This is a genomic window from Allobosea sp. CS1GBMeth4, assembly GCF_900185715.1.
Classification (GTDB): Bacteria; Pseudomonadota; Alphaproteobacteria; order Rhizobiales; family Beijerinckiaceae; genus Allobosea.
Window position 1 is genome coordinate 1 of sequence record NZ_FYAS01000053.1, and the last position, 15,588, is coordinate 15,588.

14 protein-coding genes and 1 tRNA gene are annotated in these 15,588 nt (G+C 69.5%); 8 read left to right on the forward strand and 7 right to left on the reverse strand.

Going from position 1 to position 15,588, the window contains the following annotated elements:
• Positions 1–249: 249 nt before the first annotated feature.
• From CS1GBM4_RS22835 to CS1GBM4_RS22845, 3 genes are all read left to right on the forward strand, one after another.
• Positions 250–453 (forward strand): hypothetical protein, encoded by a 204-nt coding sequence (locus CS1GBM4_RS22835; protein WP_186421063.1) that lies wholly within the window; start codon positions 250–252, stop codon positions 451–453.
• Positions 454–532: 79 nt separating this feature from the next.
• Positions 533–610, forward strand: a tRNA-Pro gene (locus CS1GBM4_RS22840).
• 443 nt (positions 611–1,053) lie between these two features.
• The gene (locus CS1GBM4_RS22845; RefSeq protein ID WP_186421064.1) at positions 1,054–1,869 is read left to right on the forward strand and encodes a methyltransferase domain-containing protein; all 816 of its coding nucleotides are present in this window, start codon (positions 1,054–1,056) and stop codon (positions 1,867–1,869) included.
• Here the strand turns inward: CS1GBM4_RS22845 and CS1GBM4_RS22850 are convergent.
• Together CS1GBM4_RS22850 and CS1GBM4_RS22855 are read right to left on the reverse strand one after the other, a co-directional pair.
• Positions 1,842–3,086, reverse strand: a complete 1,245-nt coding sequence (locus tag CS1GBM4_RS22850; RefSeq protein ID WP_186421065.1) for an O-antigen ligase family protein — start codon at positions 3,084–3,086, stop codon at positions 1,842–1,844. The two genes, CS1GBM4_RS22845 and CS1GBM4_RS22850, sit on opposite strands and share 28 nt — an antisense overlap.
• On the reverse strand, positions 3,083–4,624 hold the full coding sequence (locus CS1GBM4_RS22855) for an undecaprenyl-phosphate glucose phosphotransferase (protein ID WP_186421066.1): 1,542 nt from the start codon (positions 4,622–4,624) through the stop codon (positions 3,083–3,085). Before CS1GBM4_RS22855 ends, CS1GBM4_RS22850 begins: the two co-directional genes overlap by 4 nt.
• A 627-nt stretch (positions 4,625–5,251) precedes the next feature.
• Between CS1GBM4_RS22855 and CS1GBM4_RS22860 the strand changes: the two genes are divergently transcribed.
• Positions 5,252–5,608, forward strand: a complete 357-nt coding sequence (locus CS1GBM4_RS22860; protein ID WP_186421067.1) for a multidrug efflux SMR transporter — start codon at positions 5,252–5,254, stop codon at positions 5,606–5,608.
• Positions 5,605–5,943, forward strand: a complete 339-nt coding sequence (mdtI, locus tag CS1GBM4_RS22865; protein WP_244607366.1) for a multidrug/spermidine efflux SMR transporter subunit MdtI — start codon at positions 5,605–5,607, stop codon at positions 5,941–5,943. Before CS1GBM4_RS22860 ends, mdtI begins: the two co-directional genes overlap by 4 nt.
• Before the next feature lie 79 nt (positions 5,944–6,022).
• Here the strand turns inward: mdtI and CS1GBM4_RS22870 are convergent, their stop codons facing one another.
• Entirely contained in the window at positions 6,023–7,186 is a 1,164-nt protein-coding gene (locus CS1GBM4_RS22870; RefSeq protein ID WP_186421068.1) for a glycosyltransferase, read from the reverse strand.
• A 46-nt stretch (positions 7,187–7,232) separates the two neighbouring features.
• The gene (locus CS1GBM4_RS22875) at positions 7,233–7,790 is read right to left on the reverse strand and encodes a polysaccharide biosynthesis/export family protein (RefSeq protein ID WP_186421069.1); all 558 of its coding nucleotides are present in this window, start codon (positions 7,788–7,790) and stop codon (positions 7,233–7,235) included.
• A gap of 185 nt (positions 7,791–7,975) precedes the next feature.
• Here CS1GBM4_RS22875 and CS1GBM4_RS22880 point away from each other — a divergent pair, with 185 nt between their 5' ends.
• Positions 7,976–10,162 (forward strand): GumC family protein, encoded by a 2,187-nt coding sequence (locus CS1GBM4_RS22880; protein ID WP_186421070.1) that lies wholly within the window; start codon positions 7,976–7,978, stop codon positions 10,160–10,162.
• Positions 10,163–10,244: 82 nt separating this feature from the next.
• Here CS1GBM4_RS22880 and CS1GBM4_RS22885 read toward each other — a convergent pair whose 3' ends face one another.
• Positions 10,245–11,480, reverse strand: coding sequence for a GNAT family N-acetyltransferase (locus CS1GBM4_RS22885; protein ID WP_186421071.1), 1,236 nt, complete (start codon positions 11,478–11,480; stop codon positions 10,245–10,247).
• Positions 11,481–11,585: 105 nt separating this feature from the next.
• Here CS1GBM4_RS22885 and CS1GBM4_RS22890 point away from each other — a divergent pair, with 105 nt between their 5' ends.
• Positions 11,586–12,647, forward strand: a complete 1,062-nt coding sequence (locus CS1GBM4_RS22890; protein WP_186421072.1) for a polysaccharide deacetylase family protein — start codon at positions 11,586–11,588, stop codon at positions 12,645–12,647.
• A 113-nt stretch (positions 12,648–12,760) separates the two neighbouring features.
• Here the strand turns inward: CS1GBM4_RS22890 and CS1GBM4_RS22895 are convergent, their stop codons facing one another.
• A complete protein-coding gene (locus tag CS1GBM4_RS22895) occupies positions 12,761–12,967 on the reverse strand; it encodes a DUF2842 domain-containing protein (RefSeq protein ID WP_186421073.1) in 207 nt (68 codons plus the stop codon).
• A gap of 154 nt (positions 12,968–13,121) precedes the next feature.
• Between CS1GBM4_RS22895 and CS1GBM4_RS22900 the strand changes: the two genes are divergently transcribed.
• On the forward strand, positions 13,122–14,156 hold the full coding sequence (locus tag CS1GBM4_RS22900; RefSeq protein WP_186421127.1) for a COX15/CtaA family protein: 1,035 nt from the start codon (positions 13,122–13,124) through the stop codon (positions 14,154–14,156).
• A gap of 119 nt (positions 14,157–14,275) precedes the next feature.
• Here the strand turns inward: CS1GBM4_RS22900 and CS1GBM4_RS22905 are convergent, their stop codons facing one another.
• Positions 14,276–15,553: an O-acetylhomoserine aminocarboxypropyltransferase gene (locus CS1GBM4_RS22905; RefSeq protein WP_186421074.1), complete on the reverse strand. Its 1,278-nt coding sequence runs from the start codon at positions 15,551–15,553 to the stop codon at positions 14,276–14,278.
• Positions 15,554–15,588: the final 35 nt, after the last annotated feature.

The window sequence follows — 15,588 nt, forward strand, 5'->3', positions numbered from 1 at the left end:
CGGCGCCGGAACCCGCCACCGGCCCGCGGCCGCGCGTGCCGGCGAATCGACGGCGCGGCCGGCGCGGCTCGCGCCCCGCCCCGAAGCGCGGTTCGCGCCAGGCCGGGCACCCCGCCGCGAAGCTGGCTTGACGCTTCGACGCTCCGCCTGGAAAGTCGAGGTCATGATGAGCCGGCTGAACTCTGGATTGGCTACGGCGCAGGGCCTGCCCCTGCCGCCCCGGCCAGTCATGGCCGGGCGGAGGCCGGGATGACCGACCTCGCCCTCATCGCCGCGAGCATCGCCACCCTCGCGCTCTCGGTCTGGCTCGCCTTCGAGAACAGCGCTGCGCTGGCCCTGCCGCTGGTCATCGTCTTCGCCGGCCTGGTGCGGACGCTCGTCCGCCGCTCGGCCCGGCGCGGCATCACGCCGGCCGAGATCCGGCCGCCCTCGCACGAGGACACGCGCTCCTGAGAGCGCCGGCGGCGCTTCCGCCGACTCTCGCAATTGCCGCGTTGCATCGCGACGACGGGCCCTCTATAAGCCGTCGCGTCGGAGCGTAGCGCAGCCCGGTTAGCGCACTTGTCTGGGGGACAAGGGGTCGGAGGTTCGAATCCTCTCGCTCCGACCATTTCTTCATCCATCGCCGGTATCATGCGAGCGGCGGCTTCGCCGCCCGCGCCCGCGCGCCTTGCCCAATACGGATTCAGGCAGCGCCGATCGGGCGGAGCTGATCGCCCATGCTCGACGGAACGGCCGCATGTCTGTCCTGTCCAACAGAATCACGCTCCTCCTGCTGCTCGCCGCCTTCGCACTCTCGGCCTGCGCCGACAACGGGACCCGTCGAGCGACGTGCCATACCCACCGAGCCGGTCATGGCGAACTGACCGAATGCGGCTGATCGGCCGGGAGGCGTCGCGCCCGCGTCCGTGCCCGGCCGGAGGCGGCGAGCCGTCCCGTTTCGGGGCGGGTCACCTCGCCTCGCATTAACTCTCTCTTAAGGCTTCGATTGCGCGGGCCGGGCAGTGGGCGCAGGGTTCGGCCCATCACAGCTGGACAGCGAGGAGTGTCGCGATGTCGATGGCGTTGACCGACCGGCAGCCGCTTCGGCCGCGGGGCGCCGCCATCGCGGCCGGCAAGGGGTCGCTCGAGAGCTTTTTCGCCGGGCTCCGGCCCGATTGGCATTCCGCCTGGGCCTGGGACCATTACGAGGCGACGATCCTGGCGCTGATGCACCAGTTCGGCCTGCAGCGGCTCTGCGAGATCGGCGGCGGCCGCGATCCGCTCTTCACCGCCGAGGAAGCGCGCCGCTACGGGCTCGATCTCGTCGTCAACGACATCGATGCGGGCGAGCTCGCCTTGACGCCGAAAGGGCTGCGCACCGCCCGCTTCGACATCGCCGGCGACCTCTCCGAGCCGGACATCGCACGCGGCGGCTACGACATGATGGTCTCGCGCATGGTGTTCGAGCACGTCCATGACGTCGAGCGGGCCTGGAGCAACATCCACGCCCTGCTCGCGCCGGGCGGAATCGGCCTCGCCTTCGTGCCGACGCTGTGGGCGCCGGTCTTCGCCCTCAACCACATCCTGCCGGAAAAGGCCTCGCGCGCCATCGTCCATGCGCTCTTCCCGGCGCGGCGAGAGGGCGGCGGCGATCCGAAGTTTCCGGCCTTCTACGATTGGTGCCGCGGCAGCGAGGCCAGGCTCGCGCCGATGCTGCGCCGGGCCGGCTTCAGCGACTTGCACATCCAGCCCTTCTGGGGCCATGGCTATTTCGAGCGGATGCCGGGGCTGCGCGAGCTCGACGGCGCGTTCAACCGGCTCGCGGCCAGGGTCGACTGGCGCTTCGTCACGACCTACGCCTATGTGGTCGTCCGCAAGGAGCGCTGAGCGCCCGGCTCCGGCAGCGCCGCCAGCCCCCAGATCAGGCCGAGCATCAGATAGAAGTGGCGCCAATGGTCGGTGTCGATCTGCAGCCCCTGCAGGATCGTGACGAACAGCACCGACCAGAGCACGATCGCATCGCCCTGCCAGGGCCCGCGGCGGAAGACCGCGCGCCAGCCGGCGATGCAGGTCGCGACCGTCAGCGCGAGATAGGCGAAGCCGCCGATCCAGCCATAGGACGCGAAGGCGTTGATGTAGACGTTGTGCGGGTCTTCCGGGAAGGTGAAGCGGAAGCGCAGCGGCCCGAAGCCGTTCGGCAGGTCCAGCAGCATCGGGATCGAGCGCAGCTGGTTGCCGAAGCGGCCGGTGACGCCCTGGTCGTAGTCCTGGTCGAGGCTGGCGCGGATCTCGAAGACGCTGCGGATGCTCTCGAAGGAGAGTGCGATCAAGAGCGCCGCCGCCACCAGCACCAGCGTGACCAGCGTCAGGAAGACGATGCGGGCGCGCTGCGTGGCGCTCGTCGAGGTCAGGAAGGTCAGCCCCGCCATCATCAGCGCCGCGGCGACGAGGTTGCCCCAGGCGCCGCGCGAGAACGACAGGAACAGCGCCAGCAGCGGCACGCTCATCAGCAGCACGCCCCGGGCCAGCCCGATCTTGCCGATCAGCACGGCGTGCAGCAGGTAGATCAGCGGCAGCACCAGGAAGGGGCCGAGCACGTTCGGGTCCTTGAAGGTGCCGGAGGCGCGGCCGCTCAGCGTGAAGATCTCGCCCAGCCCGGCGATGTCGAAATAGCCGGCGATGGCGGCGAAGCCGGCGCACCAGGCGGCGAACAGATAGCCCTTGCGCAGGGTCGCGAGCCGGCCGAGCGGGTCCTCCGCCATGATCGCCGCGAAGAAGATCGCGGTCAGCATGAGGTAGACCGAGACGGCGGTGAAACGGACCGAGGCCGCCTCGTCCATCCAGGGGATCAGCGCGATCACGCCGCCGATATTGTAGAGCAGCAGCAGCAGCGCCATCGGCAGCAGCTTCTGCGAGAAGCGGATGCCGGTCAGCGCGAAGACGAGAAGCGTGACCGGGAAGACGAATTCATAGGGCGAGGGTTCGATCAGGGCGAGGAAGCTCACCGCCGTCAACAGCCACAGCACGCCGCGCTTGATCGCGGCATGGGAGATGGTCAGCCCGCGCCGGGCTCGCCCGTCCCGCCCGTGCGCCAGCGCGCTCAATAGGCGTTCTCGCTCTTGGTCATCAGCGAGAACGGCGTCCTGATCAGGATGTAGAGGTCGAGCAGCACCGACCAGTTCTCGATGTAGTAGAGGTCGTGCTCGACGCGGCGCTGGATCTTGTCCTCCGTGTCGGTCTCGCCGCGCCAGCCATGGATCTGGGCCCAGCCGGTGATGCCGGGCTTCACCTTGTGGCGGGCGAAGTAGCCGTCGACGACCTGTTCATAGGCGCGGTTCTGCATGGTGGCGTGGACCGCGTGCGGCCGCGGGCCGACCAGCGAGAGATTGCCCTTGAACACGACGTTGAGCAGTTGCGGCAATTCGTCGATCGAGGTCTTGCGGATGAAGCGGCCGACGCGCGTGACCCGCGGATCGTCCTTGGTCACCTGCTTGGCGGCGGCGAAGTCGCTCATCTCGTGATAGAGCGAGCGGAATTTCAGCACCTCGATCATCTCGTTGTTGAAGCCGTAGCGCTTTTGCCGGAACAGGATCGGGCCGCGGGAATCGAGCTTGACCGCGATCGCGGTCGCCAGCATCAGCGGCGAGAGGGCGACCAGCGCCAGCGTGCCGACGATCTTGTCGAACAGCCATTTGACGACGATGTCCCAGTCGGCGATCGGCCGGTCGAACACGTCGAGCACCGGGACCGCGCCGATATAGGAATAGGAGCGCGGCCGGAATCTGAGCTTCGACATATGGGCCGAGAGCCTGATGTCGATCGGCAGGACCCAGAGCTTGCGCAGCATGGCGAGCAGCCGCGTCTCGGCCGAGATCGGCAGGGTGAAGATCACGAGGTCGAGCTTGGTGCGGCGTGCGAACTCGACCAGGTCGTCGATCGTGCCGAGCTTGGGATAGCCGGCGACGAGATCGGGCGAGCGGTCGTCGCTGCGGTCGTCGAACACGCCGCAGATGCGCAGCCCGGTGTCGCGCTGGGCCTCGAGCGCCCGGATCAGTTCCTCGCCGGCCTGGCCGCCGCCGACGATGGCGGTGCGCCGCTCCAGCCGTCCCATCCGCGTCAGGCGCAGCACGATCAGCGAAACCGCCAGGCGCTCGACGAACAGCGCCGCCAGGCCGATGCCGTAGAAACCGGCGAACCAGACGCGCGAGACCTGCCCGCCGATCTTGAGGAAGAAGAAGCTCGCCAGCGCGAGCAGGAACAGCAGCGTCCAGCCCGCAGTGATCCGCACCGCCATGCTGACGACGTTGCGCAGCGCTCCGATGTGATAGAGGTGCAGCGCCTGGAAGGCGGCGAGCGCGCCGACGGCCATCAGCGGCACGGTGAGCTGATAGGCCAGGGCGTCCTCAACCTTGCCGGCGACGTAGAAGGCGAAGACCAGCCCGCCGACGCCGAGGATCGCGAGCACGTCGGCGAGACGCACGAGGCCTTCGACCAGCACCGGCGACAGCGTCTGCTTGAGCGGCATCGCGGCGATGCGCTCGGCCAGCGGGTGGAAGGTCCGGGTGCCGCCGGACTCTGCGCTCGCCGGCGCAGGGCCGGCGGAATCCGCCTTGATCAGGTCGCGAACGTCGAAAGCGCCCATCTCGCCAAGTCCTCGCGCGCGGCGGCATCCGCGCCAGCCGCGCTGAAAGCCGTCGTGACCTAGAGCCCGTTCCGATCAGCTTGCACCGCAAGCTGATCGGCAAAACGGTCTCTGAGCCAAAAGTGAGAGACGGATTCACCGATCAGATTGATCCAATCTGATCGGATCCGGCTCTAGCGCAAATTGCTCTCGGAAGACTTAATCGAACGCTGCGGAAGCGAGCGGGATTCGCCGTGACCCCGGCCATCGCGAGGGTCCGGAACCGCATGGCCGGAGCAGGATTTTTCGCGACCTGAGCAAGGTTGATTTTCGCTCGGCCCTTCAAGGTATTAGCGCATGGTTTCGTCGGTCGAGAACAGGTCTCGGCGGCTTCGGAAGTCGTATCCACGTTGACAAAAAGCATAATTTCAGGCACTTAGGCCGCCAGATGAGTGTCTGAGAAGCACATATTTCCTTGGTCTTGCCCGCCGGTATTTCCGGACATTGGGGCAAGGCGGTGTGCTGGCCTCCGGCGAAAGCCAGAGCGCTCCCTTCATCTCGAACATCATCTTGAACGCCAACGATGCGCACCCCGCAGACGCCGCCCCCGCGTCGCCTGCGCCCCGGGCCTGCGTCCCTGTGTGACTTATGTCTTTCCATTGGTTGATCCTGCTCGCGGCCATCGCCGTCGAGCTCGTCGCGACGTCGGCGCTGAAGGCCTTCGTCGCGGCTCCGGTCCTCGTCGCGGTGCTGCCGCTCGCGCTGATCGGCTTGTCCTTCGCCCTGCTCAGCGTCGCCCTGCGCGTCATCCCGATGGCGGTCGCTTATGCGGTCTGGGAAGGCCTCGGCATCGTCGGCATCGCCCTGATCGGGCATGCCTTCTTCGCCGAGCATCTGACGGTCCCGCGCATGCTGGCGCTGGCCCTGATCATCGGCGGCATCGTGCTGCTGGAACGCGGCGTCGGTCACGAGGCCGCCAGGGAGGATGAGCGGAGGCCGGTGTGACCTTCGCTGCCTCCGCGCAGGCCTTCGCTCTGGCCTGGCTGGCGCTCGCCGTCGCCCTCGAGGTGGTCGGCACCAGCCTGCTGAAGATCTCCGACGGGCTGAAGCGCCGGCTGGTCGGTGGCCTCGGCGTCGCCTGCGTCGTCGGCGCCTTCGGTGCGCTGGCCCAGGCCATCCGCGGCATGGACCTCTCGGTCGCCTATGCCGTCTGGGGTGGAGTCGGCCTCGTCCTGACCGCGGTCGTCGGTTCGCTCGCCTTCGGCCAGCGCATCCGGCCGGGCGGCTGGCTCGGCATCGTCCTGGTCGTCGCCGGCGTGGTCGCGCTCAAGCTGCTCTGACCGGCTGCCGACCCCGGCCGAGCCGGGCAGCGGCGTCGGGCTCGCTTGCGCCTCGGGAGGCCGTCTCCAACCGGACGGCTCAGCCGCCGCGCTTCGCCAGCGCGGCGCGATAGGCGTCGAGGACGCCGTCGACCATGGCGTCGAGGCGGAACCTGGCCCGCACATGCCTCGCCAGGTCGGCGGCCTCGGCCAGCCTGTCCGCCGCGGGCTTGGCCAGCGTGGCGCGGATCGTGTCGGCCAGCACGATCGGGTCGTTCGGCGGGATCAGCCGGTCGGCATGCCTCGGGCCGTAGATCTCCTTGATGCCGCCGACATCGGTCGCGATCAGCGGCTGCGCCGCCGCCGCCGCCTCCAGGATGACGTAGGGCAGGGACTCCGCCCGCGAGGGGATCACCATGACATGCGCCTTGGCGAGTGCGGCCCGGATCGGCCCCGGCGGATCGAACACGCATTGCGCGGCGACGTCCTGGTCGACGGTCATCTGCCGCAGCACGGCCTCGTCCGGGCCGGATCCGACGATCAGGACGCGCGGCGTCAGCCGGTCGCGGCGCTTCAGCAGCGCGAGCGACTCGATCAGCGTATCGACGCCCTTGGCGGAGCGCAGCTCGCCGAGATAGACGAGGTCGAACCCCGCCCGGGCATGGTCGATCGGCTCGAATTCGGCCTCGGAGATGCCGTTCAGCACGATGCGGTGGTCGGTGCGCGGCTTGTGACCGATATGGGCCTCGAAGCGGCCGGCGATGAAGGCGCTCTCGAACAGGAACATGTCGGTCGCCGGCTCGAGCAGGCGCTCGACCGCCATATAGACGCGATGTTCGGCGCTGCCGGGCTTGTAGTTGAAGCTGCCGCCATGCGGCGTGTAGGCGGTGACGTAGCTGCGCCCGGGCGAGAGCAGGGCGGGCAACCGCGCGTAGACGCCGCCCTTGGAGCCGTGCGCGTGCACGATCTGCGGCGCGATCCGCCTGCGTGTCGAGACCGCGGCGATCTGGGCGCGCAGATCCGTCAGGCTCGGATAGCGCGACATCGGCACGCGCGTGACGCCGAGCGACAGCTGTGGTCCGAGTTCGGCGAAGACCTCGTCGGCGCGCGGTCCGCCCGTGCTCGCATCGCAGAAGATGCCGACGGCGTGGCCGCGCGCGAGCTGGCCGCGGGCCAGGTCGAGCACATGGCGGAACAGCCCGCCGAGCGGGGCGCGGAAGACGTGCAGGATGCTCAGCGAGGCGGAGCCGGCCGCGACGGACATGATCGGTGCTCCGTGTCTGGACGATTCCGCCCGAATGCGGCGCGATCTAGAACCAGCGTTCCTTGATCACGATCGTATCGCCGGGCCGCACCGGATAGGTGATCGGCACGGTGCCGGTGACGAGCTGGCCGTCCATCAGCCGGGTGACCTCGGCATAGTTGCGCTGGCCGCGCGGGGTGAAGCCGCCGGCGATCGCCACCGCCGTCTGCACGGTCATGCCGTTCACGAACGGGAACTGCCCCGAATTGGTGACCTCGCCGAGCACGAAGAACGGCCGGTAGGCGTCGACCTCGACCGAGACCTTCGGCTCGCGCAGATAGCCGGCGCGCAGGCGCGCCTCGATCGCCCGCTCGAGCTGCTGCGTCGTGCGCCCCTGTGCCTCGACCGCCCCGATCAGCGGCATCGAGATGCGGCCGGAGCCGTCGACGGCGTAGATGTTGGAGAGGTTGTCCTGGCCGAAGACGATGACGCGCAGCCGGTCGCCGCTGGCGAGCTGATAGGGCGCCGCGGTCTCGACCGCGAACTCCGGCGCGACCACGCGCGGCGCACAGCCTGAGGCGGCGAGCGCTACGGCAAGCGCCAGACAGACGGGATGTCTACTCATCATCACCGGCGGACCCATCGAGACATGGCCCCTAGGGATAGGTCGTCATGGTTAACAAAACCTGATCGGGTCCGGATTTCGTCGCGTGCAGGAGGGCGGCTCTTAACTCACCACTAACCTTAATGGGCTCACATGACGCTGCGTTTCTTCGCGGGGCGCGAGAGTTCTGCGTGAATGGAAGCCTCATGACCGCTCGCTACGACACCGTTGCGGCTGCCGGCGAGAGCCGCTCCGACGTGCTCGACCTGCCGGCCCTCTGGGCCGCGATCAAGGCGAGGAAGCTCTGGATCGTCGGGCCGACGCTGGCGGCGCTCGGGCTGTCCTTCGTCGCGGTCAACCTCGTCACGCCGCGCTATACCGGCGAGGCGCGGCTGCTGCTGGAGAGCCGCGACAGCTTCTATACGCGCCCCGGCCAGACGCCGGACGGCGCCGGGCCGCAATTCGATCCGGAAGGCGTGCAGAGCCAGGTCCAGGTGATCATGTCGCGCGATCTCGCCCGCGAGGCGATCAAGCGCATCGGCCTGGTCGGCAATGCCGAGTTCGATTCGGGTGCCGGTGCGCTCGGCGCACTCAAGAAGATCGGTGTCCTGCTCGGCATCGGCGCCCATCCGGCGGACCGTTCGCCCGAGGAGCGCGTCCTGGAGAAATACTACGATCGGCTCCTCGTCTTCCCGGTCGGGCGCTCGCGCATCGTCTCGATCGAGTTCACCTCGCAGGACCCGGCGCTCGCCGCCAGGGCGGCCAACGAGATCGCCGCCGTCTACCTCGAGATGCAGGAGGCGGCCAAGCAGGACACGGCCCGCAGCGCCTCATCCTGGCTCTCGACCACGATCGAGCCGCTGCGCCGGAAGCTGGCGGAGTCGGAGGCGAAGGTCGAGGCGTTCCGCTCCAGCCACGGCCTGCTGGTCGGCACCAACAACACCACCATCACCGCCCAGCAGCTCGCCGACCTGTCGACGCAGCTCACCAACGCCCGCAGCCAGCAGGCGGACGCGCAGGCCAAGGCGGCGATCATCCGCGACGCGATCAAGAGCGGACGCACCTTCGAGATCCCCGACGTCGCCAACAACGAGCTGGTTCGCCGCCTGATCGAGCAGCGCGTCAACCTGCGCGCCCAGCTCGCGCTCGAATCGCGCAACCTGCTGTCGGAGCATCCCCGCATCAAGGAGCTGAACGCCCAGCTCGCCGATCTCGAGGGCCAGATCCGCGCCGCCGCCGAACGGGCCGTGCGCACGCTGGAGAACGAGGCCAGGATCGCCGGCCAGCGCGTCGAAAGCCTCACGGCCGCGCTCGAGGGCCAGAAGAAGACGGCGTCCGGCGCCAATGACGACGAGGTCCAGCTGCGCGCGCTCGAGCGCGACGCGCGCACCCAGCGCGAGCAGCTCGAGCAATACATGCTGCGCTATCGCGAGGCGCTGGCCCGCGACACGCAGAACGCCTCGCCTGCCGATGCGCGCGTCATCTCGCGTGCCGTGGAGCCGACGCAGCCCTCCTTCCCGAAGAAGCTGCCGACCATCCTCGTCGCGACGCTCGCGACCTTCCTGGTCGCGCTGGCGGCCGTGGTCTCGCGCGAGCTCCTGAACGGAGCCGGGCCGATGCCGGCCGATGATCGGCCGCGCCGCAGCGGCCCGGACAGGGCCGAGCCGCTCGTCGGCAAGCCGAAGGACGAGGATGACGGGGAGGGCGGCGAAAAAGACGAGGAGGTCGCGCCGCCGCCGCGCCGCGAGCGCATCGCCGGCCTCCTGACCCATGGCGGGCGCGTCGGCCAGCTCCATCTCGACCTCTCGGATCCCGACGGAGGAGCCGCCGATCTCGCCGCCTGCCTCAACAAGGCGAGTGCCGGCCACGCGCCGCTGCTCGTCGTCCTCGACGGGGCGGAGGGGAATGCCGCGCCGCGGGTCCTGGCCCAGCTGCTCTCCGAGCGCAGCCGCTGCATCCTGGTCGATCTCGCCGGCGATGGCGGCCGCGACCAGGCCGGCTTCTCCGAGCTGCTCGCCGGCGAGGCGATGTTCTCCGACATCATCACCCGCGAGGAGGATTCGCGCCTGCACGAGATCGCGCCGGGGCGGGCCGGGCGCAGCGCCGTGCTGGCGGTTCCCGACATCGTCGACGTCGCGCTCGATGCGCTCTGCGAGACCTATGACTGGGTGCTGGTCGCCGTCGCCTCCACCGACGAGGCGCAGGTGCTGGCGCCGCTGCTGGCGCGCGCCCAGGGAGCGCTGGTCATGGCCGGCCATGCCGGCAACGGCCATGCGGTCGAGGCCGCCTATCGCCTGACCGACCTGACCGGGGCGCCGATCGCCCTGGTCATGGTCGAGACGCCGGAGCGGGTCGTGGCCGCCGCCGAGGAGCAGGAGCCGGTCCCGGCCTGAGCGCCGGGCTGGAACCTGGATCCACTTTCCGGCCGAATCCGGCGCCCGGAAGCAGGGCGGGCCGGCTCGCCAGAAGTTCTGCCTACTCGTCCAGCGCCGCCGGCCTGCGGCGCCTCAGCAGGCCGAGGATGCGCTGCGCCGCCTTCAGCGCCAGGGGCGAGGCCTTGATCCGCCGCTTGAGCGCGCGTTTGGCCCGGCTGTAGCCGGCATAGGCCCGTCCCCTGGCCGTCAGCGGGAAGAAGGTGTCGACGAGCTCGTCGCTGTCGTCGCAGATCGTCGTCTTGTAGCGCGCCTCGCCGACGCCGAGGTCGAACATGGTGAATCCGGCCCGGCATTTGCGCTTGATCAGCTCGACCAGCAGGAGCTCGCCGGGGCTGGTGCGCGCCGCCTCGGCGGCGAGGTCGAAAGCCGTCGCCATGCCGGAGAAGCGCTCGCCCTGCACGGCGCCGACATAGGTCGCGACCGAACGGCCCGCGAGGTCGAGCGAGTAGAGCTCGATCGCCGGCGGGCGGCCGGGCTGCCCGATCGCGCCCTGGCGCAGGAAGGCGCGGGTCGCCGGCGCCGCGAACGGGTCGGGCAGGCCCATCTGGGCGAAGCGGGCCGCCTTCTGCGCCAGAAAGGCGTCGAGCACGCGCGCGATCTCGGCTTCACCATGCGCCTGGATCAGTTCGGACGGGCCGAGCTCCGCGAAGCGGTTGCGCTTCGTCGTCAGTTTCTTGCGGGCGTGCTTGCTCATCGAGCGCCGCAGCGTGCCCTCGCAATCGCCCGGCACGAGCGCGAGCTTGTAGGCCCGGCTCGGGCTCTGCCCGGCGGCGAGCCGCGCAGGCGGGTTCGCGACGCCATGCCAGAGGGATGGCTGGTTGACGAAGAACAGCGCGTCGATCCCGCCCAGCGCCGTGCCGATATCCGCGAGCAGGCTGCGCGTCGCCGCGTCGTCGAGCGCCGCGGCGAAGGCGGGCCGGTAGAGCGCCATGTGATAATTGGCGTGCTTGCCGCCGATGAATTCGGCGAAGCGCGTGCCGAGCCGGCGGGTGATCACCAGCGGGAACAGCGCGAGCAGCCCGCCCTGGCCGTCCTCGACCCTGACGAAGCGGAGCGCCATGCCTTCGGCGCGCCCGATCGTCTCGGCGAAGGGCCGGACCCAGTCATAGCTCTGATAGGGCGTCACCAGGGCATCGGCCTCGAGCGCGCGCCAGTCGGCTTCGAGAGCGGCGATGTCGCTCTCGGCCCGCACCCTGGCGAAGGGGCGCGCCTCCGCGTCCCGGCGCGAGGCAGGGGCGGCCGAGGTGCTTCGTGCGGGCTGGGCGAGGGCGGACATGCCGCCTCCTTAACCCGGCATTGTGAACGGACCTGCCATGATCGCCGGCACCGCGAACGCCATCGCCGAACAGCGTTAGCGAAGGGTTGAATCGATCTCTCGGAGATGTCGGGTATGAGCCTGCGCCACAAGGCTTTTTCGGCCGCCTTCGCGGCGATCGCGGCGACCGGCGCCGATCGCTGGGGCAGGGGCCTCGCCCAGGGCCGGGGCGCGATCCTGACGCTGCACCATGTCCGTCCGGCGGCCTCCGGCGGCTTTCGGCCCAACGGCCTGCTCGAGGTCACGCCCGATTTCCTCGACCGGGCGCTGAGCCTGATCCGCGCCGAGGGCTACGACGTCGTCTCGCTCGACGAGGCGCTGGCGCGGCTGGCCGCCCCCCGGCCCGGCCGCTTCTTCGTCACGCTCACCTTCGACGACGGCTATCGCGACAATCTCGACCACGCCTGGCCCGTGCTGGCGAAGCATGGCGCGCCGTGGACCCTCTATGTCGTGCGCGGCTTCGCCGAGCGCACGGCGCGGCTGTGGTGGCTGGAACTGGAGGAGGCCATCCGGGCGTTGCCGCGCATCGCGCTCGACCTGCCGGGCGGCCGCTTCGACGCCGCGGCCGGAAGCGACGCCGAGAAGCAGCGGGCCTTCGACCAGCTCTACTGGCGCTTGCGCAAAGGGCCGGAAGCGAGTCTGCTCTCGGTGATTTCCGGGCTCGCGGCTCAGGCCGGCATCGACCCCACCGCCCTGGTCGAGCGCGAATGCCTGCCGGCCGAGACGCTGCGCTCGCTCGCCGGCGCGCCCGGGGTCACCATCGGCGCCCACACACTGAGCCATCCGATGCTCGCCAGACATCCGGAGGAGGTCGCGCGGCAGGAGATCGTCGAGAGCAAGGCCTGGCTGGAGACGACGCTGGAAACGCCGATCCGCCACTTCGCCTACCCGGTCGGCGATCCCGGCTCGGCCGGGCCGCGCGAATTCGCCCTGGCGAGGGAGGCCGGCTATGTCAGCGCCGTGACGACGCGACCGGGGCACCTCTTCGCCGAGCACGTCGGGCACCTGCACGCGCTGCCCCGCGTCTCGCTCAACGGGCTGCACCAGAGCGAAGCGGCGCTCAAGGCGCTGCTCTCGGGGCTGCCGTTCCTGCTGTGGAACCGCGGCCGGAAGCTGAGCGTCGGATAGAGTTGCCGTCATGCTCGGGCTCGCCCGAGCATCCCAGGCCGGATGAGGCCCGCAGGGCGCCTCCTCGCCGGGAGATTCTCGGCTCTCCGCTTCGCTGCGGCCGAGAATGACGGCTACCCGTCCTTGCGCTCCATCCATTTGATCAGCGGCAGCAGCGGCAGGATCCAGACCAGCCCCAGCGCGACATAGGCGATCGTCTGGACGAGCTTCGAAGCCTCGGTGATCCGCCCCTGCGCCAGCGCCATGGCGACGAGCGCGTAGACGCAGACGAAGACGATCATCACGACCGTGCCGACGAGCTTGCGATAGGTCTGCCTCATGCGATCCTGGTCCGGGCTGCGGCATTGCGGGCGTTGTTCAGCTCTCGAGGGCGGACTATCTGTCACCCGCCGCCGCGCTTGTGAAGCGTATTCAAGCCTGCTCCCTGCGACCCGAGGTCCCGCCGCCGTGACGATCGCGCTCGATCAGCCTGCCATGCCGGCCGCCGCCAGCCATGCCGGCATCCGCCGGTGGCTCTGGGCCGTCGCAGCCCTCGTCTTCGTCATGGTCGTGGTCGGCGGCGCGACGCGACTGACCGGCTCGGGTCTTTCGATCACCGAATGGCGCCCCGTCACCGGCGCGATCCCGCCGCTTTCCGACGCCTCCTGGGCGCTGGAATTCGAGAAGTACCGGGCGAGCCCGCAATACCAGCTCCTGAATGCGGGCATGGCGCTCGCCGACTTCAAGTTCATCTACTGGTGGGAATGGGGCCACCGCCAGCTCGGCCGCTTCATCGGGCTGGTCTATACCGCCGGCTTCCTCGTCGTCCTGCTGCGGCGGCTGATGCCGTGGCGGCAGACGGCGCTCCTGTTCGGCATGGGCCTCTTGCTCGGCCTGCAGGGCACGATCGGCTGGATCATGGTGGCCTCGGGCCTACAGCCGGGCATGATCGCGGTCGCGCCCGTTAAGTTGACGCTGCATCTCGTCTTCGCCGGCCTCTTCTTCGCCAGCGTCGTCGCCTTCGCCACCTGGCTCACCCCGCTGCGCCGCATCGAGGCGGTCAGGGGCAGGGCGGGCGCCTGGTTCCTGCTCCTGCTGCTCTTCGTCCAGGTCGCGCTCGGCGGCCTCGTCGCCGGCTCCAGGGCCGGCTTCACCTTCAACACCTGGCCGCTGATGGACGGGGCGCTGGTGCCGTCCGCCGCGACGCTGTTCGCCGGCACGCCGGTCTGGGAGAACTTCGTCGACAATGTCGCGCTGGTGCAGTTCAACCACCGCCTCGGCGCCTATGTCCTGCTCGCCTTCGCGCTCTGGCACATGCTGGCCTTGCGCCGCGCCGCGCCGGGTTCCGGCAGCGCCAGGCGCGCCACCGCCATTGCCGGGCTGGTCCTGGCGCAGTCCGCGCTCGGCATCGTGACGCTGCTGCTGGTCGTGCCGCTCTGGGCCGGGCTCGCCCATCAGGCGCTCGGCTTCACCGTGCTGGCGATGGGCGTGGTGCATGTGACGCGTACGCAGCAGGCAGCGCGAGGGTAGCGCGCGTCATGCTCGGGCTTGCCCCGAGCATCTCAGGCCAGAAGGGGCTCCGGCCAGCGCTTTCGCGTCATGAGATTCCCGGGCCGGCGCTTTGCGCCGCCCGAGAATGACGTCGTAGATCAGGCCAGCGCCTGGTCGAGATCCGCGATCAGGTCCTCCGGATCCTCGATGCCGATCGACAGGCGCACCACCTCGGGGCCGGCGCCGGACGCGGTCTTCTGCGCGTCCGAGAGCTGGCGATGCGTGGTCGAGGCCGGGTGGATCACCAGCGAGCGGGTGTCGCCGATATTGGCGAGATGCGAGAACAGCTGCAGCTTCGAAACCAGCTGGACGCCGGCGTCGTAGCCGCCCTTGAGGCCGAGCGTGAACACCGCGCCGGCGCCCTTGGGCGAATAGCGCTTGGCGAGCTCGTGGTACTTGTCGCCGGGCAGGCCGGGATAGCTCACCCAGGCCACCGCCGGGTGCGTGGAGAGATGCGTCGCGACCTTCAGCGCATTGTCGCAATGGCGCTGCATGCGCAGCGGCAGCGTCTCGATGCCGGTCAGGATCATGAAGGCGTTGAAGGGCGAGAGCGCCGGGCCCATGTCGCGCAGGCCGAGCACGCGGGTCGCGATCGCGAAGGCGAAATTGCCGAAGGTCTCGCCCAGCACCATGCCGTTATATTCCGGCCGCGGCTTGGACAGCATCGGATAGCGCTCGTCGCCGACCCAGTTGAACGAGCCGCCGTCGACGATCAGCCCGCCGATCGAGTTGCCATGGCCGCCGAGGAATTTGGTCGCCGAATGCACGACGATGTCGGCGCCGTGCTCGAAGGGGCGGATCAGGTAGGGGCTCGCCATCGTGTTGTCGACGATGAACGGGATGTTGTGCTTCTTCGCGATCTTCGAGATCGCCTGAAGGTCGACGATGACGCCGCCCGGATTGGCGATGGACTCGACGAAGATCGCCTTGGTCTTCGGCGTCACCGCCGCGGCGAAGGCGTCGAGATCGTCCGGATCGGCCCAGATCACGTTCCAGCCGAAGTTCTTGTAGGAATGGTTGAATTGGTTGATCGAGCCGCCATAGAGCTTTTTCGCCGCCACGAACTCGTCGCCCGGCTGCAGCAGCGCATGGAAGGTCAGGAACTCGGCGGCATGGCCGGAGGCCACCGCCAGCGCCGCCGTCCCGCCCTCCAGCGCCGCGACGCGCTCCTCCAGCACCGCGTTAGTCGGGTTGCCGATGCGGGTGTAGATGTTGCCGAAGGCCTGCAGTCCGAACAGCGAGGCGGCGTGGTCGACATCGTCGAAGACGAAGGAGGTCGTCTGGTAGATCGGCGTGGCGCGCGCGCCGGTGGCCGCGTCGGGAGCGGCGCCGGCATGGACGGCGAGCGTGTGGAAACCCGGTGCGCGGTCGGTCATGGCGTGCTCCCTCGGGAAGGTCTTTTCGAACAGGT